The following is a 22,069-nucleotide window of genomic DNA, read 5'->3' as shown; positions in this document are numbered from 1 at the left end:
CCCCGGGGCGTGGCAGACCAGGCACAGCAGGTAGGCCCCGACCGTGAGCACGGCCAGCAGCCCCTTGGCGAGGGGCCGCTGCGTCATTGCCACGATCCGCGCGGACACGCCAGGAAGGCTACACAACTCTTACGCGGCCGCGACCCGTGCCCTGGTCACGGCCCCGCGGCCGGGTCCGCGGGTCACCCGGCGCCGGGGAGGAGGTCGGCGTCGTGGACGAGCAGGGCGATCTGGACGCGGTTGTTGAGGTCGAGCTTGGTGAGGATGCGGGACACGTGGGTCTTGACGGTGGGGACACTGATGTAGAGGGAGGCGCCGATCTCGGCGTTGGACTTGCCCTCGCCGACCGCGACGGCGATCTCGCGCTCGCGGTCGTTGAGCAGCGCGAGGCGCTCCGCCGCCCGGCTGCGCCGCCGGTCGCGGCCGGAGTCGGCGACCCGGTCCATGAGCCGGCGGGTCACCGCCGGGGAGAGCACGGGGTGACCCCGGGCGACCCGCCGCACGGCGTCGACGATCTCGGCGGGCGGGGTGTCCTTGAGGACGAAGCCCGCGGCGCCGGCGCGCAGGGCGCGCAGGATGTGCTCGTCGGCGTCGAAGGTGGTCAGAACGATGACCTCCGGGGCGTCGCGGCGGGAGCGCAGCGCCTCGGTCGCGGTGAGGCCGTCGGTGCCGGGCATCCGGATGTCCATGAGCACCACATCGGGGGCGTGCCGGTCGACCAGCGCCGGCACCTCGCCGCCGTCGCCCGCTTCGGCGAGGACCCGGATGTCGCCGGCCCCGCCCAGCATCATCGCCAGCCCTGCGCGCAGTAGGGGGTCGTCGTCGACGATGAGGACGCCGATGGCCGGGGGCGTCTCGGAAGCGGTCATGGCGGCCAGGGTAGCCAGGCGCGCAGGCGGTAGCCACCTGCGGCGGTGTGCCCGTGTTCCAGGCGGCCTTCCGCCAGCGACACGCGCTCGGCCAGCCCGATCAGGCCCTGGCCGGGCAGCGGGGGCGGCCCGGTCCCCGGCGGCGGCCGCGGCGGGTCCGCGGGGGCGGCGTTGCGGACCTCGACGGTGAGCCCGTCGCCGGGCGCACCGGCCACATCCACCTCCACAGCGGTGCCCGGGGCGTGCTTGCGCGCGTTGGTCAGCCCCTCCTGGACGATCCGGTAGGCGGTGCGGCCGGTGCCGCCGGGGACCGGGCCCGGGAGGTGCTCGCGCAGGCCCACCCGCATCCCGCCCGCGCGGGACTCCGCGACGAGTTCGGCGAGGTCGGCCAGGGTGGGCTGCGGCAGCTCGCCGACCGGGGCGCGCAGCACGCCGATGACCTCGCGCAGGTCCTGCAACGCCTGGTGGGCGCTCTCGCGGATCACCGCGGCCGCGCGGGCGATCTCCTCGGGAGGGGCGTCGGGGCGGTACTCCAGGGCGCCGGCGTGCACGCTCAGCAGCGACAGGCGGTGGCCGAGGACGTCGTGCATCTCCCGGGCTATCTCCTCACGGGCGTGGTGCTGGGCCTGCTCGGCGCGCAGCCGCGCCTCGGTCTCGGCACGGGCGGCGCGTTCACGTTGCGACAGCGCGAGCTGGCGCCGGTGCCGCACGAACAGCCCCCACCCGACGACGGCGAGGCTGGTGATGGCGGTGAACGCGAAGACCCAGGTGAGCGGGACGTCGGGCGGCGGGCGGCGGAACATGACGAACAGCGCGAGGAACCCGGCGCGGAAGACGATGATCGCGGCGCAGATGCCCGCCGCATAGCGCACCGGCCGGTGGATCGCGACCGTGAACAGCGCCACGAGCTGCGCCCCGGCGGCGAGGTCGGCGAAGGTGGACACCGGCACCAGGGCGACGGCCAGCCCGACCGGCCACCGGCGCCGCAGCCACAGGGCGGTGCAGGCCCCGGCGGTGAGGACCTGGCTCCACGCCGGGGCGGGCGGCTGCGCGGGGTCGGCGAGGGACTCCAGGGACCAGGCCACCCCGTAGGCCACGGCGAGCAGGAACAGGCAGATGTCCACGGCCCAGTCGCGCAGGCCGCGTCGGGGCGGGTACCCGCCCGCCGAACCGTTCATGGTCCCCGAACCTACCGGCCGGGGCGGCGGTCTTCCCTGGCCCTGGGCGGATCGGCGACCGACTCGTCACGGCGAGCCGACGAGCGAGCGGAGGCGGCGCCGCCCCCGGCCGAAGGCCCGACTCGCGGGGCCGTTGGAGCCGAGCAAGGAGGCGAGCGTGACCAGACAACACAGGACGGCGAGCCGACGAGCGAGCGGAGGCGGCGCCGCCCCGGCCGAAGGCCCCCTCCGCGGGGCCGTTGGAGCAGAGCGAGGAGGCGAGCGTGACCTGAGGGCTGGCGCGGTCCGATACTTCGGGATGACGCCGGGCGCACGATCGGCGCCCTCGGTCGGGGCGGGCCGAGGCCGTCGGCCGATGCGCCGCCGCGGCCCCGCTGCCTAGCTTCGAAGGCATGCGCAAAGCCGTTCAGACGCTGGGGCTGGTCGTCGCAGCGGTGGGGGTCAGCGGGACCCTCGACCGCCTGCTCGGCCACCAGCCGATCATGGGGTTCCTCAACGTCGTCAACCGGTTCGTCATCCCGCGCGTGGACGCGCTGGCCGGCTACGAGCTGTTCGCGAACCTGGTCATCGCCGTCCTGGGCATCAGCGTGATCGCCGCGGCGGCCCGGCTCCCAGGGGCGGGCGGAGATCGGTGACCCACGCGACCGGTGCGGAACCCGCAGCAGGAACCGGAAGGAAAGGAGATCCGACGATGCCGTCCGATGTGCCGTCGTCGCGTGGTGCGACCGTTGTCGGCCCCTCGGCCGGGCTGCGCGCCCTGGTCTGGGGCGGGGCCCCCTTGCTGGGCGCGGGGCTCGGTGCCGGGGTCGGGTGGCTGCTGACCCTCGTCGCGGGGTGGGCGCTGTCGCTGCCGTGGACCCCGTTCGAGGGCCCGCTCGAACTCATCGCGTCGCTGCCCGCGGAGCGCGTCCCGATCGGGGGCGCCGTGATCGGCGTGCTCGGCGGGCTGGCGCTGGCGTTCTTCGCCGAGGGCGACTACGTGACGGTCACCGTCGGCGACGACCAGGTGGCCATCGCCCGCGGCGACCGGCGCCACGACGTGCACGCCGCGTCGGTGGGCGCGGTGTTCGTGGACGGCAGGCGGCTGGTCCTCCTGGGCCGCGACACCGAAGAGCTCGCCGCCGAAACCGGGGACCTGCCGAACGCGAAACGGCTGGCCGCCGCCTTCCTGGCCCACGGCCACCCGTGGGCCGACGCCGACCCGCACCGCGACGAGTTCCGGCGCTGGGTCGTGGGCCACCCGGGGCTCCCCGCCGAGGCCCACGCCTACTTCAAGGCCCGCGCGCGTGCGCTGGAGAAGGACGAGGCGGCGGACGCCGAGGAGCTGCGGGCGGAGCTGGCCGCGCTGGGCATCGTCGTCCGCGACGAGGGCACCCGCCAGTTCTGGCGCCTGGCCACCCGGCCGCCCGAGACCCCGGACGGCGAGCGAACACTGGGCTGACGCGCCCGGGCCGGGCACCCGCCACACCGCCTCAGGCGGCGGCGCCCTCGCCACGGTGCCGCATCCCCGTCTCCTGGGGGCGCCGGTCACGGGGCCGCCGAGCACGCGTCCGCGTGCCCGGGCTCGACGGTGACGGTTCCGGCGGCGCCGTCGACGGTGATGACCTGGCCGGTGCGGATCCTGCGCGTGGCGTCGCGGACACCGACGACCGTGGGGACGCCGTACTCGCGTGCCACGGTGGGGCCGTGCGCCATCGGCGACCCGGTCTCGATCACCAGGCCGCCCACCGTGAGGAACAACGGCGTCCAGCCGGGGTCGGTGGTGGAGGCGACCAGGATCTCGCCGGGCTCGACGCGGGCACCCGCCGGGTCGTGGACGACCCGGGCCGGCCCGGTGGCCCGGCCCGCGGCCGCCGCCGTCCCGGTCAGGGTGCCCGCTTCAGGGGGCCCGGGCGGCGTGAGCGCCTCCAGGTCCGTGCCGTCCGACAGCAGGGCGACGGGGACGTGGCGGCGGCGCAGCTCCCGGCGGTGGAGGGCCTTCCGGGCGGCCACCAGCGCGCGGTGGTCGGCCTCCCCGTCGACCACCGCGTGCGCCTCGGCGAGGGACAGGAACATGATGTCCCCGGCCTCCTCCAGCAGCCCGCGATCGGCCAGCTCGCCGCCGGCGAGCAGAAGCTGACGGCGCATCTCGCGAAGCCGGTACAGGCCGGCGAACTTCCCCGCCTCGCGCAGGCCGGCCAGGGTCCGCGCGCGGCGCATGAGGAAGCCGGCCAGCCGGCCCCGGACGGGCCGGGCGCGGCGCGCCCGGGCCAGCACCCGGTCGATCGTCGCTTCGGCCGCGGCCGCGGCGCGCGCGAACCGCCGGTCGGGGGTCTGGTCGGGGTCGGTGAGGCGCAGGTAGTTGGCGATCGCGGCGAAGAGCGGGGCGGGGTCCTCGGCCCAGCGGGGCACGCCGACGTCGACTTCGCCGGCGGCGCGGTGGCCGTAGACGTCCAAGAAGGCCCGCAGGCCGATGTCGGGGAGCGTGCCCGCGGCGTACATCGCGGCGAGCCGCTCGGGCGGGGTCTCCGACAGCAGCGCCCGGTGCCCGGCGGCGCCCTCGGCCACGCGCCAGAGCGCCAGATCCATCTCGGTGGTGACGTTGTGCGACAGCCCGCCGAGGACGGTGTTCATCTCGGCGTCGTCGGCGACGCCCTTGAGCAGGGCCGCGGGCAGCGCCGTCACCAGAAGGGCGGTCGCGACCGGCCAGATCACCGTGTCGCCGGGGATGGACCGCCCGTCGGCGGTGGCGGCCACGGATTCCAGCCGTTGGGCCGCTGTGAGCGGGCGGGGCTCCGCGGCCGGGCGATCCTTGGCCTCCTCGATCGCGCGCATTACGCGGTCGCGGGCGGCCTCCGGGCGCGCCAGCGTCCGCCCGATGCCCACCAGGGCGCGGGGGACGGTCCGCAGCGCCACCGAGATCGCGGTGCGTGCGCGCACCGGCCGCCCCGGCCGCACGGCGAACCGCGGATCCTCCATCACCCGCTCGACGGCCGCCTGCGCCCGCGGCCCGAAGTCCACGCCCATGGCCTCGGGCAGCCGCGCACGGGTCCACGCGCTGCGCACGAAGCCGGTCAGGTCGCCGTAGAGGCGGCCGCCGATCCCCACGATCCCGGCGGGGCCTTCGAGGGGGTCGGCCGGGATGCCGAAGGAGCGGGCGATACCCGCCGTCACGACCTGCACCGCGGACAGCCCCATGGGTGTGAAGGGCTGGAGCATCCCCTGGACGTGGCCGAACTCCAGGTACACGCGCGGTTCCGGACCGCCGCGGTCCGGCGGGAGGGGGAACAGCGTGGTGATCGGCCGCGATTGCAGCAGCCACGCCTCCCCGTCGCGGTCGATCGCCCATTCGACGTCCTGCGGGGCGCCGAAGAGGGCCTGGAGGCGTGCTCCCGCCCGGTGGAGCGCGTCGAGATCGCGCCGGCTCAGGCAGCCCCGTTCCTCGGACGTTCCCCCGCCGGTGGCGGCGTCCAGCACGTAGTGGTCGGGCACCGCGGTGCCGTCGGCCACCGCGGCGCCCGGGCCCCGTACCGCGTCGACGACCGTCGTGGTGCGGCGGCCCGTGATCGGGTCGGCGGTGAACATCACCCCGGCGGTCGAGGCGTCGACCATGCGCTGGACCACGACCGCCATGGCGGCGGTCCCGGGATCGATCCCGTTCGCCTCGCGGTAGGCGGCGGCCCGCTCGCTGTGCAGGGAGTCCCACACGCGGCGCACGGCCGCGACCACGCCGGCCGCCCCCGTGACGTCGAGGATCGTGTCCTGCTGACCGGCGAAGCTCGCATCCGGCAGGTCCTCGGTCGTGGCGCTGGAGCGGACGGCGACCGGTCCGCGGCCGAGCCGTTCGTAGGCCGCGGCGACCTCCTCCTCCGGCACCACCCCCGCACGGTGGGCGGCGGTGGTGAGGCAGAAGCCGTCCGGCACCCTCTCCCCGGCGGCGATCATCGCCGCGAGCCCGGCCGCCTTCCCGCCGACCAGCTCCGCCATGCCGTCGGTGATCTCCGACAGCGGGATCACGTTCATCGCGGCCCCCTTGGCCTCGCCCGCGGGACGGCCCTTGGGCTCGCCGCGGTCGTTAGCAATACGATCGCAATGTAAAAGCTCTCCGATTCCGTGTCAATACGACTGCAATGTAAAATGCCCCCGTGCCCAAGAGAGTCGACCACCGTGCCCGCCGGACCCAGATCGCCGACGCCCTCATGCGTCTCGCCGCGGCCGAAGGCCTGGAGGCCGTCAGCCTGCGCCACGTCGCCGCGGAGGCGCGGGTGTCGACGGGCATGGTGCAGCACTACTTCCGCACCAAGGACGAGATGATGGCCTTCGCCCTGGACGTCGTCATGGACAACATCCAGGGCCGCCTGACCGCCGACGCCGGGGCCCGGCGCGGCACGCCGTCGCCACGCGACGACGTCCGCGCGCTGCTGGTCCAGCTGCTCCCGCTGGACGAGCAGCGCTCACGCGAGGGCCACGTGGCCCTCGCCTTCCTCGCCTACGCGGCCACCAAGCCGGCGCTCGCCGAAGGGCTGAGCGCCTCGGCCGCCCGCATGCGGGCCCATCTCGCCGACCTGATCCGCGCCTCCCCCGGCGACACCGACACCGCTCCGGCCGCCGACCCGGAGCTCGCGGCGGCGACCCTGCTCGCACTGGTCGACGGGCTGGGCGTCCACGCCCTGAGCGGCCAGCTCTCCGCCGACGACGCCCTCGCGGCCCTCGACGCCCACCTGGGCGTCCTCTTCGGGGCCGGCGACGGCGGCGGGTAGCCGCACCGCCTCAGGCGGCGGCGCCCAGGCGGTCGCGCCACCAGGCGACGGTGGCGGCCAGGGCCTCGTCCATGGGGGTCGGGGCCAGGCCGAACGCGGCTTCGGTGGCGGTGGAGTCGATGATGAACGGGCGGACGAACTGGTAGCGGACCGCCTCCAGCTCGCCGAGCATGGGCGAGACCGTGCCCAGCGCGCGGATCAGCCAGTGCGGCAGGGCGGTGACCCCGGGGTTGCGCACACCGGCGACGGCGCTCATGCGCTCGGCGACCTCGCGGGCCGTGAGCGCGGGCGCGGTCGGGACGTGCCAGGCCCGGCCCCACGCCTGGTCGCCGGTGCCCGCTGCGGCCAGGGCGCGGGCGACGTCGGGTGCGTAGGTCCAGCTGTGGGGCTGGCCGGGGTCGCCGGCGTACTGGATGCGCTTGCCCGCCAGGAGCTTGGGGACGAAGCGCTCGCCCAGGTGGGACTGGTCCAGGCAGCCGGGGCCGAAGTAGTCGCTGCCGCGGACCTCGGTCGCCCGGATGCGCCCGGCCTCGTGGGCGGCCAGCGCGTCGCGCCACATCCGCACGCGGAGCTCGAACTTGGCGGTGGTGGGGGCGTAGGGGTGGTCCTCGCGCATCGGCCCCTCCGGTACGCCGTAGCCGTAGAGGTTGCCGAGGATGACGTATCCGGCGCCGGTGTCCTGGGCGGTGGCGAGCAGGGATTCGGCCATGGGGGGCCAGTCCTCCAGCCAGCGGTGGTAGCGGGGGTTCACGCAGTTGTAGAGGGTGTCCGCCCCGCGGGTGAGGGCGGTGAGCCGTTCGGTGTCGGCGGCGTCGGCGGCGACCCTCTCGACGCCGTCCGGGCCGGAGCCCGACCGGCTGACGAGGACGACCTCGTGCCCCTGCTCCAGCAGTGTCCGGGCCAGGTGCGCGCCGACCTGGCCTGCTCCGACGACGATGTGCTTGCCCATGGCCGTGTCTCCTCGTGTGTGTCGCCCGGTGCCGACCGTCGCCGCTCCGCGCCGCAGGCGGATCACAACGGTCGATCTCGGTTCGGATCGGCGATCCGAACCGAGAGCAATGCTCGCGCACACATCCGGAAAAAGCAAGAGCAGTGCTCTCGATTCGTTCGGGTGCTCTGATAAGGTCATCGGTATGAGCGCCGGCCGAACCGCACGGGAACGCGTCCGCGAGGAGCTGACCCGCGAGATCACCGACACCGCACGCCGCCACCTGGCCACCGAGGGGGCATCGGGCCTATCGCTGCGCGCGGTCGCCCGGGAGCTGGGGATGGCCTCCTCGGCGATCTACCGCTACTTCCCCTCGCGCGACGACCTGCTCACCGCCCTGATCATCGACGGCTACAACGCGGTCGGCGATGCGGTGGAGCAGGCGGACGCCGCCTGCGAACGCGGCGCCTACGCGGCCCGCTGGCGGGCGGTGTGCCACGCGGTCCGCGACTGGGCCCTGGCCCACCCGCACGAATACGCACTGCTGTACGGGTCCCCCGTGCCCGGCTACAGCGCCCCGCGCGACACCGTCCCCGCGGCCGTCCGCGACACCGCCGTGTTCGGGGCCATCGTCGCCGACGCCCACCGCGCGGGAGCCCTCGCCCCGCCCCCGGAGATCCCCGCCCCGCCGCTGTCGTTCGGCGCCGACGCCGAGCGCGTGCGGGGGTTCATCCCAGAGGCCCCCGACCACGTCGTCGCCCGCGCCCTCACCGCCTGGACCGGCCTCTACGGGTGGGTCGGCTTCGAGCTGTTCGGCCAGTTCGAGAACGTGCTCGCCGACCGCACGGCGGCCTTCGACCACAACACCCGCTGCCTCGGGGCGCTCATCGGCCTCGCCGGCTGAGACCGGGCCCGCCCCGGAATCGCGGCCGGGCGGCGGGGCTCATGCCCCCGCTGCGGGGGCGGCCGACGGCGGGGCCTGGCCCGTGGCGGCGCGGGTGGCGGCGCCGGTGCTGATGTGGTCGGCCATGATCCGCTCCGCGGCGGCGGCGTCGCGTTCGGCCAGGGCCCGCAGCAGCCGGTCGTGCGCGTCGAGGAAGCCTTGGGCGTTGCCCGGGTCGTTCCACAGCGAGACCGACAGCGGCACCGGGTTGTTCTGCCGGATCGACGCCACGTGCGCCGCGAGGAACGCGGGGCCGCCGATCTCGGCGACGGTCTGGTGGAAGAGCCGGCTGTCCTCGGCGAGCGCGCGGCCGTCGGTGTGCGGGTCGGCGGCGAGCATGCGTTCGTGGATCACGCGCAGGCCGTCGAGCTGCTGTTCGGTGATCCGCGAGGCCGCCAGCCGCGCGGTGAGCCCCTCGACGGCGGCGCGCAGCAGGTACAGCTCCTCGGCGGCGTCGGCGCCGAGCTCGGAGACGGTCGCGCCGTGGTGGGCCCGGTAGGAGATCAGGCCGTCGCTCTCCAGGCGGCGCAGGGCCTCGCGCACCGGGGTGATGGAGACGCCGAGCCGGGTGGCGATGTCCTCCTGGCCGATGGGGCTGCCCGGTGGGAGCGCCCCGTTGAGGATCTCCTGGCGCAGGGTCGCGTGGACGTAGTCCGCCTTGCTGGCCGGAGGCAGGTGGGTACCCCCCTGAGCTCCCGGACTGCTGGTCCTGCGGGCAGCCAACGGCCGGTCTCCTAGCGGTTGTCGCGCGGTGTGGTGCCGCCAGTCTAGGGGAGCGGCCCCTGCGTCCTGGGTCACATCTGGGGGTTGACGAAGATTGCATACTTTATAAGATGCAGCCTATGAAACCGCTCGGAAACATTCGGGTCGTCGACGCGGCGACCCTGTTCGCCGGCCCCATGGCAGCCACCTACCTGGGCGACTTCGGCGCCGACGTGGTCAAGGTCGAGCATCCGCGCCGCGGCGACCCCGCCCGCGGCCACGGCCAGGCCAAGGACGGCGTCGGCCTGTGGTGGAAGATCCTGGCGCGCAACAAGCGCGTCACCGCGGTGGACTTCTCGGCCCCCGAAGGCCAGGAGGTCGCGCTGCGGATGCTCGCCGAGGCCGACGTCCTGATCGAGAACTTCCGCCCCGGCACCCTGGAGCGGTGGAACCTCTCCCCCGAACGCCTGTGGGAGGCCAACCCCCGGCTGGTGATCGCCCGCGTCACCGGCTTCGGCCAGCAGGGCCCCATGTCGGCCCGCCCGGGCTTCGGCACCCTCGCCGAGGCCATGAGCGGGTTCGCCGCCGTCACCGGTGAGCCCGACGGCCCGCCCACCCTGCCCCCGCTCGCCCTCGCCGACGGGATCGCCGCCCTCGCCGTCGCCTACGCGGTGATGGTCGCCCTTCAGGCCCGGGAGCAGACCGGGCGCGGCCAGGTGGTGGACCTCGCGATCATCGAGCCCATCCTCACGGTCCTCGGCCCGCAGATCACCGCGTTCCACGCCCTGGGCACCGTCCCCGAGAGAACGGGCAACCGGTCCTCCAGCAACGCCCCGCGCAACATCTACCGCACCCGCGACGGCCGCTGGCTCGCCATCTCCACCAGCGCCCAGTCCGTCGCCGAGCGCGTGGTGCGCCTGGTGGGCCGGCCCGACCTGGTCGAACAGCCCTGGTTCGCATCGGGCCGCAGCCGCGCCGAGCACGCCGACGAACTCGACGACGCGGTGGGCGGCTGGATCGCCGAGCGCGACGCCGAGGAGGTGATCGGCGCCTTCGAGCAGGCCCAGGCGGCCATCGCCCCCATCTACGACGTCCGCGACATCGCCGCCGACCCGCAGTACGCCGCCCTCGGCTCCATCGTGCACGTCCCCGACGACGAGCTCGGCACCGTCGCCATGCAGAACGTGCCGTTCCGGCTGTCGGAGACCCCGGGCGAGATCCGCTGGGCCGGGCCGCCCCTGGGCGCCCACAGCGACGAGATCCTCGGCGGCCTCGGCTACGGCGCCGACGACATCGCCCGGCTGCGCGCCGCGGGGGTGGTCGCGTGAGCGCCGCCGCAGCACCCGTCGTCACCTGGCTCTACGTCCCCGGCGACCGCCCCGACCGCTTCCCCAAGGCGATGGCCGCCGGCGCCGACGCCGTCATCCTCGACCTGGAGGACGCCGTTCTCGCCGGGGCCAAGCCCGATGCGCGCGCCAACGTCGCACGGTTCCTCGCCGAGCGCGCGGACCGCGCGGCCGAGGACACCGGGCGGCCCGCCCCGCAGGTGCACGTCCGCATCAACGCCCCGCGCGGCCGGCACGGGGCGCGCGACCTCGAAATCCTGTCCGCGGTCCCCGCACCCGACGCGGTCCGCGTGCCCAAGGTCGACTCCCCCGACGACGTCGACGCCGTCACCGCCCACGTGGGCGCCGGCACCCCCGTGCACTGCCTGCTGGAGAGCGCAGTGGGGGTCGAGAACGCCGCGGCGATCGCCGCCCACCCCCGGGTCGGCGCGCTGGCGCTAGGCGAGGCCGACCTCGGCGCGGCCCTCGGGCTGCGCGGCGACGGCGCCTACGGCTGGCTGCGCTCCCGGGTCGTGCTGGCCGCCGCGGCAGCAGGGCTGCCCGCCCCGGCGATGGCGGCCTACGTCGACGTCGCCGACGGCGAGGGCCTGCTCGCCTCGTGCCGGGCAGGGCGCGACCTCGGCATGTTCGGCCGCACCGCCATCCACCCGCGCCAGATCCCGGTGATCCGGCGCGCGTTCACCCCCTCGGGCGGCGACGTCGCGCGCGCCCGCGAGATCGTCGCCGCCGTCCACGGGCGGGCGGCCGACGGGGCCGGCGCGATCGCCCTGCCCGACGGCCGCTTCATCGACGCCCCCATTGTCGCGTCGGCCCTGCGCACCCTCGCGCTCGCCGACCAGCTCGGCCGGGACGCGCGTTAGGTCCCGGCCCCTCGCCCGGTGCGCGTCCCGCGCGCGCCGGGCCCTCCAGGGGCACCCCGCCCCGATCCCCTCCCCCGGTCAACGGGATAAGGAGCACCCCAAATGATCGGCCTCTGGGCGTTCGTCGCCTATATCAGCGTCATCATCCTCTGGAACGTCGTCGTCCGGCGCGGCATCGGCGAGGCGATGATCCTCGGCTTCCTCGTGGTCGCCCTCTTCGGCGGCGCCGACGCCCCCCGCCTCATCTGGGCGGGCGTCTCCGCGGCGGCGACCGAGGAGGTCGTCTTCGCCGCGTCCGCGTTCGTGTTCATGGGCTTCCTGCTCAGCCGGACGGGGCTGGTCGACCGGCTGGTCGACATGCTCAACTCGATGCTCGGGCGCCTGCGCGGCGGGCCCGCCTACGTCTCGACCCTCGCCGCCGGGCTCTTCGGCGCGGTCTCCGGGTCGGGCTCGGGCAACGCCGCCGCGGTCGGCACCATCACCATCCCCTGGATGATGCGGGCCAACATCGACCCGCGCCTGGCGGCCACCATGGTCGCGGGCAACGCCGGGCTGGGGATCGCCATCCCGCCCAGCTCGTCGCTGTTCATCCTCACCGGGCTGGGGGCGGTGAGCGCGCTGGTGTCGGCCGAGGAGCTGTTCCTGTCCCTCTTCGCCGGCGGCGCGTGGCTGCTGCTCTACCGGCTCGGCCTGACCTGGGTGCTCGTGCGCCGGTACAAGATCGGCGCGGTCGGCGCCGAGCACGTCCTGCCGCTGCGGCGGACCTTCGCGTCGGGCTGGCACTCGCTGCTCATCTTCCTCGGCATCATCGTCCCCGTCGTGCTGACCACGGGCGCCGTCGCAACGGGGCTGGACGCCTACGCGGGGACCGGGACGACCGAGGCCGTCAGCATCATCACCTGGATCCCGATGCTGATCATCCTGGTCACCCTCATGGTGGGCCGCAAGAGCCTGCCGCGCACCGGCCGGGGCTGGTGGACGCTGCTGGGGGAGGCCGGGCCCAAGTTCGGGGTCATCGGCGCCGTCCTGTTCTTCGCCTTCGCCGCCTCCACCGTGCTCGGCGAGCTGGGCATGGGCGACGAGCTGAGCGCACTGCTCGCCCGGCTCGAGGCGCCCGTGTTCGTGCTCGCGCTGATCGTCGGCGTCATCGTGCTCGCCGCCGCGGCCCCGCTGACCGCCACCGCGACCATGGTGGCGGTGGGCTCGGTCGCCTTCACCGCGCTCGTCGCCGCGGGGGTCTCCCCGACGGTCGCCGCGGTGGTCGTCCTGATGTTCGCCTCGACCGAGGGCGCCTCGCCCCCCGGCGCGGCCCCGATCTACATCGCGAGCGGGATCGCCGGGGTCGACCCGGCCCGCACCTTCGTCCCACTGCTGCTGTGGTACGTGCTCCCGACCCTGCTGATCGGCGCGCTGGTGGCGGTCGGCTTCCTGCCGATCCCCGGCTGAGCACCGGCCCGTCCGCCTACACGACGACCCCAGGGAGTCGACCATGACCAGAGCACTCGACATCGCATTCCGGATCGGCCTCGGCCTGTTCCTCATCGGCGGGTTCGTCCTCGTCCTCGCGCAGGCCGCGGCGCTGGCCGCCGGCTCCGGGACGGCGGTGGTCTCCGCCGCCGAGACCATCGGCCCGGCCGTCTACGCGACCGCCGGTATCACCGGCATCATCGCGTTCATCCGCTCCTACCTGGAGAATTGGCAGAGCGGCGACTGACCCGCGGCGGCGGGGACGGCGAAGCCCGGCGGTAGCGCGGCCGCCGGGCCGCCGCCGGGATCGGGGATCGGTCCTGCACGGGCCGCCGCCCATGGGCGGCGGCCACACACGGGCGGCGCCGACTGTGGCGGCCGGACACGCGTGATTCGCGGCACGTTTTTCGTATGTTCCTTGTGCCCACTCCGGCCGCCGCCTCCCCCGCAAAGGCGCGCGGGCACCCCACCGGACGCCGTCCGGGGGAGGCGGCCGTCGCCAGCGGAGTGGCCGTTCAGCGGACCGCTGCACGTCCCCCCATGCTCCGGAGGCCCCCATGCCGTCCCCGCCCTCCGTTCGCCTTCCGCGACCGACCCGCCCCCGCACCCTGCTCACCCTGCTCATCGCGCTGCTAGGGGCCGCGACCCTGCTCGCGCCGCCGGCGAAGGCCGCCGCGCTCACCGAGGTGACCGGCTTCGGATCCAACCCCGGCGCGCTGCGGATGTTCGCCTACGTCCCCGACGGCGCCCCCAGCGGGGCGCCCCTCGTCGCCCTGCTGCACGGCTGCACCCAGGACGCCGCGCTCTACCACGCCAACTCCGGCTGGCAGAAGTACGCCGACGCCGCGGGGATCGTCCTCGTCTACGCCCAGCAGAGCACCGCGAACAACGCCAACCGCTGCTTCAACTGGTTCCAGCCGGGCGACACCGCCCCCGGCGCGGGCGAGGCGCTGTCCATCCGGCAGATGATCGGCCACGCGCAGGCCGCCTACGGCGCCGACCCGGCCCGGACCTACATCTCCGGCCTGTCGGCGGGCGGAGCGATGACCTCGGAGCTGCTGTCGGCCTACCCCGGCACGTTCTCGGGCGGCTCCATCGTCGCCGGGCTGCCCACCGGGTGCGCCACCGATCTCCTGACCGCCCTCACCTGCCAGAGCCCCGGTCGCGACCGGACGCCCGCCCAATGGGGCGACGCGGTCCGCGACAAGAACCCCGGCTACACCGGGCCGTGGCCGCGCGTCTCCGTCTGGCACGGAAGCGCCGACACGACCGTGGTCCCCTCCAACGCCCGCGAGTCCCGCGACCAGTGGACGGACGTCTGGGGGCTGCCCCCGGACCCGACCTCGACCCGGGAGCTGCCCGGCGGGACCACGGTGGAGGAGTACGCCGACGCGTCCGGCGCCGCGGCCGTCACGACCTACCTCATCGCCGGGATGGGGCACGGGACGCCGGTCGACCCCGGCCCCGCCGAGGACCAGTGCGGCACGGCCGGCGCCCACTTCCCGGACACCATCTGCTCCACCCACTACACCGCCCTGTCCTGGGGCCTCACGGGCTAAGGCGCCCCCACGACCCGTGCTCCAGGCGGCCCGCCGGCCCTCTCCCTCCCGGAGGGGCCGTGCGGGCCGCGCGCCGTGCCCGGCCGGACGCGACGGCGCGCAACCGCGGACGGAGGTCTTGACGCGGCGCGGGCGCTGGCTTCTGATCGGGGGAGGGCACCGACCCCCACCGGTGTCCCCGCTGGGCGCCCCCGCGTCCGCGCCCCCGAACCGCCGAGGTGGCCATGCCGTCGACGGAACAGGCCCTGATCTGGGTCGCCGACAACGTGTTCGGCCAGGTCGCCATCCTCATCGGCCTGATCACCCTCCTGGGGCTGGCCCTCCAGCGCAAGCCCCTTGAGGAGGTCGTCGGCGGGACCCTGCGCGCCGCGCTGGGGGTCGTCATCCTGTTCGTCGGCGTCGACCTGTTCACCGGCGGGCTGTCGGCCGTCCAGCACGTCGTCTCCAGCGCCGTGGGGGTGGCGCCGCCCGCTGCGCAGAGCTCCCTGGACGACTTCCTCGCCGCCCACGGCGGCACGGTCGCCCTGACCACCACCGTCGGCTTCCTGCTGCACGTCGCGCTGGTGCGCGCCTTCAGGGCGGCGCGCTACGTCTACCTCACCGGGCACCTGATGTTCTGGGTGAGCGCCCTGGTCACGGCGTGCCTGGTCGAGGCCTACGGTGAGGGACTGCCGCAGCTCACGCTGGTCCTCGCCGGCTCCGTTGTGGCCGCCTGCTACTGGACGCTGCAACCGCTGTGGACGCGCCCGCTCATGCGGCGGCTCACCGGCAAGGACGACTTCGGGCTGGGCCACACCACGTCGACGCTGGCCTTGCTCACCGCCGTGGTCGCGCGCCCGTTCGGCGACCCCGGCCGGCACGGGACCGAGCGCCTGGCGCCGCCGCGCCGGCTCGCCTTCCTGACCGACGTCAACGTCGGCACCGCGCTGGTCATCGGCGCCGTCCTGCTGGCCGCCATGGCCTTCGCCGACCCGCGCGTGCTCGCCGGCATCGTGGCCGAGTACAACGCCGCGGAGGGGGCGAACGTGGGCGTGTGGTCCTGGGGCGTGCTGGCCGCGCTGCGCTTCGCGGCGGGCATCGCCGTCCTGCTCTTCGGTGTGCGGATGTTCCTAGCCGAGATCGTCCCGGCGTTCAAGGGCATCGGCGACACGGCGGCGCCGGGGACCCGGCCCGCACTGGACGTCCCCACGGTGTTCCCCTTCGCGCCGACCGCCGTCATGATCGGCTTCGCGGCGAGCACGGCGTCCTTCCTCGCGCTGCTGGTGGTCTTCGCCGCAACGGGGTGGTTCACCCTGGTCCCGCCCATGATCATGCTGTTCTTCGGCGGCGGCGCCGGGGGCGTGTTCGGCAACGCGGTCGCCGGGTGGCGCGGCGCGGTCATCGGCGGGGCGCTCAACGGCGTGCTACTCGCGGCCGGGCAGGCGCTCACCTGGGGCATGCTCGGCTCCACCGCGCCGGAGCTGGCGACGCTGGCCGACGCCGACTGGTACGTCATCGCCTGGCTGCTGCTGGGGGTGGGCCGCGTCCTGCCGAGCGTGTGGGCCGCGCCCGCCCTGGCCGCCGCCGTCACCGTCGCCGTCCTGGCCTGGCCGGCCCTCCGGGCGCGCCGGGCGCGCCGGGCGCGCCGGCGCACGGCCGCCGGACCCCGGCGACCGGCCGGGGAGCGCCCCCGGCAGCCCCACAGCCCCGACCCCTCACCTACCCCTGCACCAGAGGAGCCGCCGCCGTGACCCGAACCGCCCCCCTGCACGTCCTCGCCGTCTGCGGCGCGGGCATGGGCACCAGCCTGATCCTGCGGATGACCGTCGAGGAGGCGCTGCGCGAGCTCGGGGTGAGCGCCCGGGTGGAGAGCACCGACATCGCCTCCGCCCGCGGCATGTCCCCCGATATCGTCATCGGCCAGGGCATGCACACCGCCGAGCTCGGGAGCCTGGCCCCGTTGGTCCTGACCGTGCACGACTTCCTCGACCGGGACTCCCTGGTGCGCGCCCTGCGGGCGCGGCTGCCCGAACGCGGCTGGCTCTGACCACGATGCGCGCCCACCGACCGAAAGCGAGCGCCATGCCGGAGTTCGGCCAGGACATGCTCCGCCATCTGGCGGCCGTCGAAGAAGCCAACGAGGCCGCGTTGTGCGGCGTGGCCGACCTGCTGCTGGAGCGCGTGGTCCGGCGCCCGGGCCTGCTGCTGGCGGCGGGAGCCGGGCACTCGCTGATCGGTGTCGGCGAGGCGTTCTACCGCGCCGGCGGGCTGGCTCCGGTGCGGCCGCTGTTCCGTCCGGAGCTGCTCCCGCTGAACGGCGCGCAGGCCAGCACCGCCGCCGAGCGGACGAGCGGGCTGGCCGGCCGCGTCCTCGACGATGCCGCGCCCGGGCCCGACGACGTCGTGGCCGTGTTCTCCACGTCCGGGGTGAACCCCTACCCGGTGGAACTGGCGCGGGCGGCCCGCGGGCGCGGCCTGCCGGTGGTCGCGGTGACCTCGCGCGCCTGCAACGCTGCCGCGCCGCAGCGGGCGGGCGGCACGCTCGGCGCAGAGGCCGACCACGTCCTCGACACCCTGGTCCGGCCCGGCGACGCCGCCTACCCGCCCGGGGCGCCGGTGACCGCCGCGATGTCCACGCTGGCCAACGGGTTCCTGTGGAACCTGCTGCTGGCCCGCCTCCACCAGCGGGCCACCGCCGCCGGGCTGGAGCTGCCGCTGTGGCGCTCGTCCAACACCGCCGACGGCGACACGGCCAACGCGGCGCTGCTGCTCCGCTACGCCGGCCGGATCCCGGAACTGGGCTGAGGGCGGGGCACCGGGCCCCGTGTCGGCGCCGGCCCGGCGGGTCCGCGCGCTCCGATGGCCGGGGCTCTTGCGCGACACGGAACAGAACAGTAAAGTCTCTTACCAATTCAAAGGGTGACGAAACGTGATATTCCGTCATCACCGCGTGCCGGGCCGACCCCCCTGAGCCCACCCCACAAGCACGGCGAAGGGAGCAGGCCGCGGCCCGCCTGACTCGAAGGGCGACCGGCCGGCCCGTCACCCCCGCTGCGAGCCCGATCGCATGCGGACCGGCCCCATCGCCCGGATCGGCACAACGATGCACACGACCCCCTCCCACGCGGCGCGAAAACCGCGCCGCCTCCTCGCGGCCCTGCTCGCCTCGGCCCTGGCGGCCACCGGGCTCGCGGCCTACGGCGTGCACGAGGCACGCGCGGGCGAGACCGCGAACGCCGCCCCGGTGTCCGCGGACACGGCGCCGTCGGAAGCGGCCCTGATCTGGTCCGATGAGTTCAACGGCGCGGCCGGCAGCGGCCCCGACCCGGCGAAATGGCAGATCGAGGTCAACGGCGACGGCGGCGGCAACAACGAACTCCAGTACTACTCCGACAGCCGCGAGAACATCGCCCACGACGGCAACGGCAGTCTGGTGATCACCGCCCGCCAGGGCAACCCCGCCGGCCACCAGTGCCACTACGGCACCTGCCAGTACACCTCCGGCCGCATCAACACCAACGGGAAGTTCACCCAGGAATACGGCCGGTTCGAGGCGCGGATCAAGATCCCCACCGGCCAGGGCATCTGGCCGGCGTTCTGGATGCTCGGCGACAACCTCGGCGAGGTCGGCTGGCCCAACAGCGGCGAGATCGACATCATGGAGAACGTCGGCCACGAGCCGCACCGGGTCCACGGCACCCTGCACGGCCCCGGCTACTCCGGCGCCAACCCGGTCACCGGCTACTACCAGCACCCCAACGGCTGGGGCTTCACCGACACCTTCCACACCTTCGCGGTCGAGTGGCGGCCGGACTCCATCACCTGGTTCGTCGACGACGTCGCCTACCAGACGTTCACCCCCGCCGACCTCCGCGGCAACCAGTGGGTGTTCGACCACCCGTTCTTCCTGATCCTCAACGTCGCCGTCGGCGGCAACTGGCCGGGCCCGCCGAACGACACCACCGTCTTCCCGCAGGAGATGCGGGTCGACTACGTCCGGGTCTACGACCTGGGCTGATCCCCCTCACGCCCCCACCGGGTGCCCGCCCCCTGCCGGGGGGCGGGCGCCCCGTCGCACGGGCCCCCGCCGGAACCCGCGTCACGCGCCCCGGCCGAAGGACGCCCGGTAGTCCGCCGCGACCTCGCGCATGACCCGCAGCATCTCCTTCTCGCTCGGCGCGCTCACGCGGTCGCGCCGGCGCGCCACGACCACCCGCCGCGACGGCGCGGTGCTGCCCACCGACACGATGCGCACATCGGGGTTGCGGTTGGCGACCGCCGTCCGGGGCGCCAGCGCGATGCCGAGGCCCACGCTGACCATCGCCTGCGCCTCCTGGTAGTCGTTGGCGTGGAACGCGATCCGCGGCTTGAACCCCGCCGACCGGCAGCTGCGTTCGAGCACCTCGGCCACCGGGTGGTCCTGTTCGCGCACGATCCACTCCTCGCCGGCGAGCTCGGCCATCGTGACCGTGCGCCGCCGGGCGACGCGGTGGTCTGCCGAGACCACGAGGACGGTCGGGTCCTCCAGCAGGTCGGTCAGCTCGAATTCGCCGCCGGGCAGCCGGTTCCATTCATAGTCCCAGAGCAGGGACAGCCCCACCTCGCCCCTGGCGAGCATGTCCATCAGCAGGTCCAGCCGCGCGCTCTGGACGCTGATCCTGATGCGCGGGTGCTCGGCCTTGAACTGGCGCACCACCAGCGGCAGCAGCGAGCTGCCCACCGTGGGGAAGGTCCCGATCGCCACGCTGCCCCGGCGCAGCCCCGCCACCTCCGCGAGGTCGGCCTCCGCGGCGGCCAGCTGCGCCTGGACCCGGCGGGCGTGGGCCGCCAGCACCTCGCCCGCCTCGGTCGGCACCACCCCGCGCGCCAGCCGTTGCAGGAGCGGCTGGCCGACCTCGGCCTCCAGCCGTCTCAGCTGCTGCGACACCGCCGATGGCGTGTAGTTCAGCTCCCCCGCCGCCGCCGTGACCGACCCGGTCTCGATCACCTTCGCCAGCAGCGCGAGCCGACGCACGTCCAGCACGCCGCACCACCCCCTTTCCGGGCCTCGATTAAGTATCGCTACATGACCATGAAGACATTAGTGATGGTGCTACACATCTCCCCGCCCCCATGATCGTGGTGCACGCCACACGCCGGTGTTGCACCGGCCACGACCTGGGAGGAAACCCATGCCCGAAATCGCGTCCACCTGGATGCGGGGCGGAACGAGCAAGTGCTGGGTCTTCGACCGCGCGGATCTCGCCGCCGTGGGACGCCCGCTCGACGACGTCCTGCCCCGCCTCTTCGGGAGCCCGGACCCGCGCCAGGTCGACGGCGTGGGCGGCGGCACCTCGACCACGAGCAAGGCGGTCATCCTCTCCCCGGCCGATGACGGCGACGCCGACGTCTCCTACACGTTCGCGCAGGTCGGCACCGACCAGGCGGTGGTCGACTGGGGCAGCAACTGCGGCAACTGCTCCTCGGTGGCCGGCCTCTACGCGGTGCGCCGCGGCTGGGTGGAGCCGCGCGACGGCACCACGACGGTGCGGGTGCGCAACACCAACACCGGCCAGCTCATCGTGCTGGAGGTGCCCACCCCCGGCGGGGTCCCCGACGAGCGCGGCACCGCGTGGATCCCCGGCGTCCCCTTCCCCGGCGTCCCGGTCCGGATGTGGTTCGTGGACCCGGCCGGCCGCACGACCGGCAAGCTGTTCCCCACCGGCGCCCACATCGACGAGGTGCCCGACGGCGGCGGCACTCTGCCGGTGACGATCGTCGACGCGGGCGCGCCCCTGGTCGTCGTCGCCGCGCGATCGGTCGGCCTGGCCGGCGACGAGTCGCCGGCCGAGATCGACGCGTGGCCCGGCCTGGCCGACCGCCTCGACGCGCTGCGCCGCCACGCCGCCGTCGCGATCGGCCTGGCCGACTCCCCCGGCTCCGCTGAGCGCGCCGTCCCCAAGCTCGCCCTGGTGGCCGAGCCGCACGATGACCGCTCCGACCTGGCGGTGCGGATGCTGTCGATGGGCCGGGCGCACCCGGCGCTGGCCATCACCGGCAGCGTCGGCCTCACGCTCGCGGCACGGACCCCGGGGACGGTGATCGACCGGCTGGCCGGCACCGCCTCCGGCGCGGAACTGCGGCTGGCCACCCCCGCGGGCACGGTGACGACGCGGACGGGCGAGCACGAGGGGCGGCTGGCCGTCGCCGTGACCCGCACGACGAGGCGGCTCGCGGAGGCCACCCTGGTGCTCCCCGAAGCAGAGTCCCCGCAGGAGACCCTGGTCACATCGGGCGAACCGCGGCACGATGATCACTCAGCCCCGGAGGAGGTGGCGGTCCGATGAGCGATGTCCTGGAGAGGGCGCCCGTCCAGGTGCCCGCGGAGCCGGACCCGCCGAAGCCGCGCACGGCCATGGCCGTCATGGCCTGCTTCTCGGCGCTCGCCGTTGCCGCCGCCCTGGCCGGCGGCGAGCTGTTCACCCGCCACGCCGCCACCGCCGACGGCGACTTCACCGGGGCCACCGTCGAGGTGGTCATCCCCCTCGCCGAGGGCGGCGGCACCGACACCTGGGCGCGCTTCGTGGGCCAGGAGCTCATGCGCACCGTCCCCGGGCAGCCGGGCTTCGCGCCGGTCAACGACGGCGGCGGCGAGGGCATCATCGCCACCAACGACTTCGCCCGCTCGGCCCCGGCCGACGGCACCGAGGTGCTGGTGAGCACCGCCACCACCGTCGTCCCCTGGGTCCTGGGCCGCCCCGAGGTCGGCTACGACTTCAACGGGATGACCCCCATCGTCGTCAACGGCACCGGCGGCGCGATCTACGGCCGCACGGGCGCCGGCATCGACGGGGTCGACGACCTCGTCGGCCTCGACGGGCCGCTGAGGTTCGGCGGGATCAGCCCCACCGGCCTCGACCTGACGACCATGGTCGCCTTCGACCTGCTCGACGTCGACGCCACGGCAGTCTTCGGCTTCGAGGGGCGCGGCCCCGTCAACCTCGCCCTCCAGCGGGGCGAGATCGACCTCGACTACCAGACCACGTCGGCGTGGGCCCCCTCGGTGGAGCCGCTGATCGAGGACGGGACGGCGGTCCCGCTGATGTCGCTGGGGCAGCTCGACGAGAACGGCGAGGTGGTCCGCGACCCCAACTTCCCCGACCTGGAGACCGTGCCCGAGGTCTACGAGCGCCTGCACGGCGCCGAGCCCGAAGGCGAGGCCTACGACGCCTACCGCACCATGCTCGGGCTGACCTACACCTACCAGAAGGCCATGTGGGTGCCGCAGGACACCCCGGCGGCGGCCGTCGAGGCGCTGCGCACATCGGCCCACGAGCTGAGCCAGGACGGCGAGTTCGAAGAGGAGGCCGCCGAGGTCCTGGGCGGCTACCCGCTGGAGGCCCGCCCGGACATCGTCGAGCGCACCCGCGACGCCTACACCGTGAACGACTCCATCCGCGACTACCTCTTGGCGCTGCTGGCGAACGACTACGGCGTCGACCTGAACGAGGGGGTGTGAC

General features: G+C 74.8%; 21 protein-coding genes. 15 read left to right on the top strand and 6 right to left on the bottom strand.

What is annotated here, in order from left to right:
- Positions 1 to 182 precede the first annotated feature (182 nt).
- A complete protein-coding gene (locus ACFOVU_RS06865; protein ID WP_378530896.1) occupies positions 183 to 869 on the bottom strand; it encodes a response regulator transcription factor in 687 nt (228 codons plus the stop codon).
- A complete protein-coding gene (locus ACFOVU_RS06860; RefSeq protein ID WP_378530895.1) occupies positions 866 to 2,047 on the bottom strand; it encodes a sensor histidine kinase in 1,182 nt (393 codons plus the stop codon). Before ACFOVU_RS06860 ends, ACFOVU_RS06865 begins: the two co-directional genes overlap by 4 nt.
- Before the next feature lie 392 nt (positions 2,048 to 2,439).
- Here ACFOVU_RS06860 and ACFOVU_RS06855 point away from each other — a divergent pair, with 392 nt between their 5' ends.
- A complete protein-coding gene (locus ACFOVU_RS06855; RefSeq protein WP_378530893.1) occupies positions 2,440 to 2,682 on the top strand; it encodes a hypothetical protein in 243 nt (80 codons plus the stop codon).
- A gap of 56 nt (positions 2,683 to 2,738) precedes the next feature.
- Positions 2,739 to 3,488, top strand: coding sequence for a YqeB family protein (locus ACFOVU_RS06850; protein WP_378530891.1), 750 nt, complete (start codon positions 2,739 to 2,741; stop codon positions 3,486 to 3,488).
- A gap of 86 nt (positions 3,489 to 3,574) precedes the next feature.
- On the opposite strand, the gene ACFOVU_RS06845 is transcribed toward ACFOVU_RS06850, so the two are convergent.
- Positions 3,575 to 6,049 carry a PEP/pyruvate-binding domain-containing protein gene (locus ACFOVU_RS06845; protein ID WP_378530889.1) on the bottom strand — a complete coding sequence of 825 codons (2,475 nt, stop codon included), beginning with the start codon at positions 6,047 to 6,049 and terminating at the stop codon, positions 3,575 to 3,577.
- 122 nt (positions 6,050 to 6,171) lie between these two features.
- Here ACFOVU_RS06845 and ACFOVU_RS06840 point away from each other — a divergent pair, with 122 nt between their 5' ends.
- Positions 6,172 to 6,786 (top strand): TetR/AcrR family transcriptional regulator, encoded by a 615-nt coding sequence (locus ACFOVU_RS06840; RefSeq protein ID WP_378530887.1) that lies wholly within the window; start codon positions 6,172 to 6,174, stop codon positions 6,784 to 6,786.
- Between the two features lie 10 nt (positions 6,787 to 6,796).
- On the opposite strand, the gene ACFOVU_RS06835 is transcribed toward ACFOVU_RS06840, so the two are convergent.
- Positions 6,797 to 7,735 (bottom strand): NAD-dependent epimerase/dehydratase family protein, encoded by a 939-nt coding sequence (locus ACFOVU_RS06835; protein WP_378530885.1) that lies wholly within the window; start codon positions 7,733 to 7,735, stop codon positions 6,797 to 6,799.
- A 184-nt stretch (positions 7,736 to 7,919) separates the two neighbouring features.
- Between ACFOVU_RS06835 and ACFOVU_RS06830 the strand changes: the two genes are divergently transcribed.
- Positions 7,920 to 8,618 carry a TetR/AcrR family transcriptional regulator gene (locus tag ACFOVU_RS06830; RefSeq protein ID WP_378530883.1) on the top strand — a complete coding sequence of 233 codons (699 nt, stop codon included), beginning with the start codon at positions 7,920 to 7,922 and terminating at the stop codon, positions 8,616 to 8,618.
- 39 nt (positions 8,619 to 8,657) lie between these two features.
- Here the strand turns inward: ACFOVU_RS06830 and ACFOVU_RS06825 are convergent, their stop codons facing one another.
- A complete protein-coding gene (locus ACFOVU_RS06825) occupies positions 8,658 to 9,380 on the bottom strand; it encodes a GntR family transcriptional regulator (RefSeq protein WP_378530881.1) in 723 nt (240 codons plus the stop codon).
- A gap of 119 nt (positions 9,381 to 9,499) precedes the next feature.
- Here ACFOVU_RS06825 and ACFOVU_RS06820 point away from each other — a divergent pair, with 119 nt between their 5' ends.
- The 9 genes from ACFOVU_RS06820 to ACFOVU_RS06780 all read left to right on the top strand — a co-directional run bounded on the left by ACFOVU_RS06820 (position 9,500) and on the right by ACFOVU_RS06780 (position 18,588).
- Positions 9,500 to 10,687, top strand: coding sequence for a CaiB/BaiF CoA transferase family protein (locus tag ACFOVU_RS06820; RefSeq protein ID WP_378530879.1), 1,188 nt, complete (start codon positions 9,500 to 9,502; stop codon positions 10,685 to 10,687).
- Entirely contained in the window at positions 10,684 to 11,565 is an 882-nt protein-coding gene (locus tag ACFOVU_RS06815) for an HpcH/HpaI aldolase/citrate lyase family protein (RefSeq protein ID WP_378530877.1), read from the top strand. Before ACFOVU_RS06820 ends, ACFOVU_RS06815 begins: the two co-directional genes overlap by 4 nt.
- 102 nt (positions 11,566 to 11,667) lie before the next feature.
- Entirely contained in the window at positions 11,668 to 13,011 is a 1,344-nt protein-coding gene (locus ACFOVU_RS06810; protein WP_378530876.1) for a TRAP transporter large permease subunit, read from the top strand.
- A 43-nt stretch (positions 13,012 to 13,054) separates the two neighbouring features.
- Positions 13,055 to 13,279: a hypothetical protein gene (locus tag ACFOVU_RS06805; RefSeq protein ID WP_378530874.1), complete on the top strand. Its 225-nt coding sequence runs from the start codon at positions 13,055 to 13,057 to the stop codon at positions 13,277 to 13,279.
- 310 nt (positions 13,280 to 13,589) lie between these two features.
- Positions 13,590 to 14,591 (top strand): extracellular catalytic domain type 1 short-chain-length polyhydroxyalkanoate depolymerase, encoded by a 1,002-nt coding sequence (locus ACFOVU_RS06800; RefSeq protein ID WP_378530872.1) that lies wholly within the window; start codon positions 13,590 to 13,592, stop codon positions 14,589 to 14,591.
- Positions 14,592 to 14,815: 224 nt separating this feature from the next.
- Positions 14,816 to 16,321 carry a PTS transporter subunit IIC gene (locus ACFOVU_RS06795; RefSeq protein WP_378530870.1) on the top strand — a complete coding sequence of 502 codons (1,506 nt, stop codon included), beginning with the start codon at positions 14,816 to 14,818 and terminating at the stop codon, positions 16,319 to 16,321.
- A complete protein-coding gene (locus tag ACFOVU_RS06790) occupies positions 16,318 to 16,617 on the top strand; it encodes a PTS sugar transporter subunit IIB (protein ID WP_378530868.1) in 300 nt (99 codons plus the stop codon). Before ACFOVU_RS06795 ends, ACFOVU_RS06790 begins: the two co-directional genes overlap by 4 nt.
- Before the next feature lie 35 nt (positions 16,618 to 16,652).
- Positions 16,653 to 17,375, top strand: a complete 723-nt coding sequence (locus ACFOVU_RS06785; RefSeq protein WP_378530866.1) for a sugar isomerase domain-containing protein — start codon at positions 16,653 to 16,655, stop codon at positions 17,373 to 17,375.
- Between the two features lie 298 nt (positions 17,376 to 17,673).
- Positions 17,674 to 18,588, top strand: coding sequence for a glycoside hydrolase family 16 protein (locus ACFOVU_RS06780; RefSeq protein WP_378530864.1), 915 nt, complete (start codon positions 17,674 to 17,676; stop codon positions 18,586 to 18,588).
- Between the two features lie 81 nt (positions 18,589 to 18,669).
- Here the strand turns inward: ACFOVU_RS06780 and ACFOVU_RS06775 are convergent, their stop codons facing one another.
- Positions 18,670 to 19,593 (bottom strand): LysR family transcriptional regulator, encoded by a 924-nt coding sequence (locus ACFOVU_RS06775; RefSeq protein WP_378530862.1) that lies wholly within the window; start codon positions 19,591 to 19,593, stop codon positions 18,670 to 18,672.
- Positions 19,594 to 19,741: 148 nt separating this feature from the next.
- Between ACFOVU_RS06775 and ACFOVU_RS06770 the strand changes: the two genes are divergently transcribed.
- Together ACFOVU_RS06770 and ACFOVU_RS06765 are read left to right on the top strand one after the other, a co-directional pair.
- A complete protein-coding gene (locus ACFOVU_RS06770) occupies positions 19,742 to 20,896 on the top strand; it encodes a PrpF domain-containing protein (protein ID WP_378530860.1) in 1,155 nt (384 codons plus the stop codon).
- Positions 20,893 to 22,068: a hypothetical protein gene (locus ACFOVU_RS06765; protein ID WP_378530858.1), complete on the top strand. Its 1,176-nt coding sequence runs from the start codon at positions 20,893 to 20,895 to the stop codon at positions 22,066 to 22,068. Before ACFOVU_RS06770 ends, ACFOVU_RS06765 begins: the two co-directional genes overlap by 4 nt.
- The last annotated feature ends 1 nt before the right edge of the window (position 22,069 follow it).

The sequence above is a fragment of the Nocardiopsis sediminis genome (assembly GCF_042650565.1).
Lineage (GTDB): Bacteria > Actinomycetota > Actinomycetes > Streptosporangiales > Streptosporangiaceae > Nocardiopsis_B > Nocardiopsis_B sediminis.
Note: the sequence above shows the minus strand (reverse complement) of the source record. Positions and strands in the feature narration are given on the sequence as shown.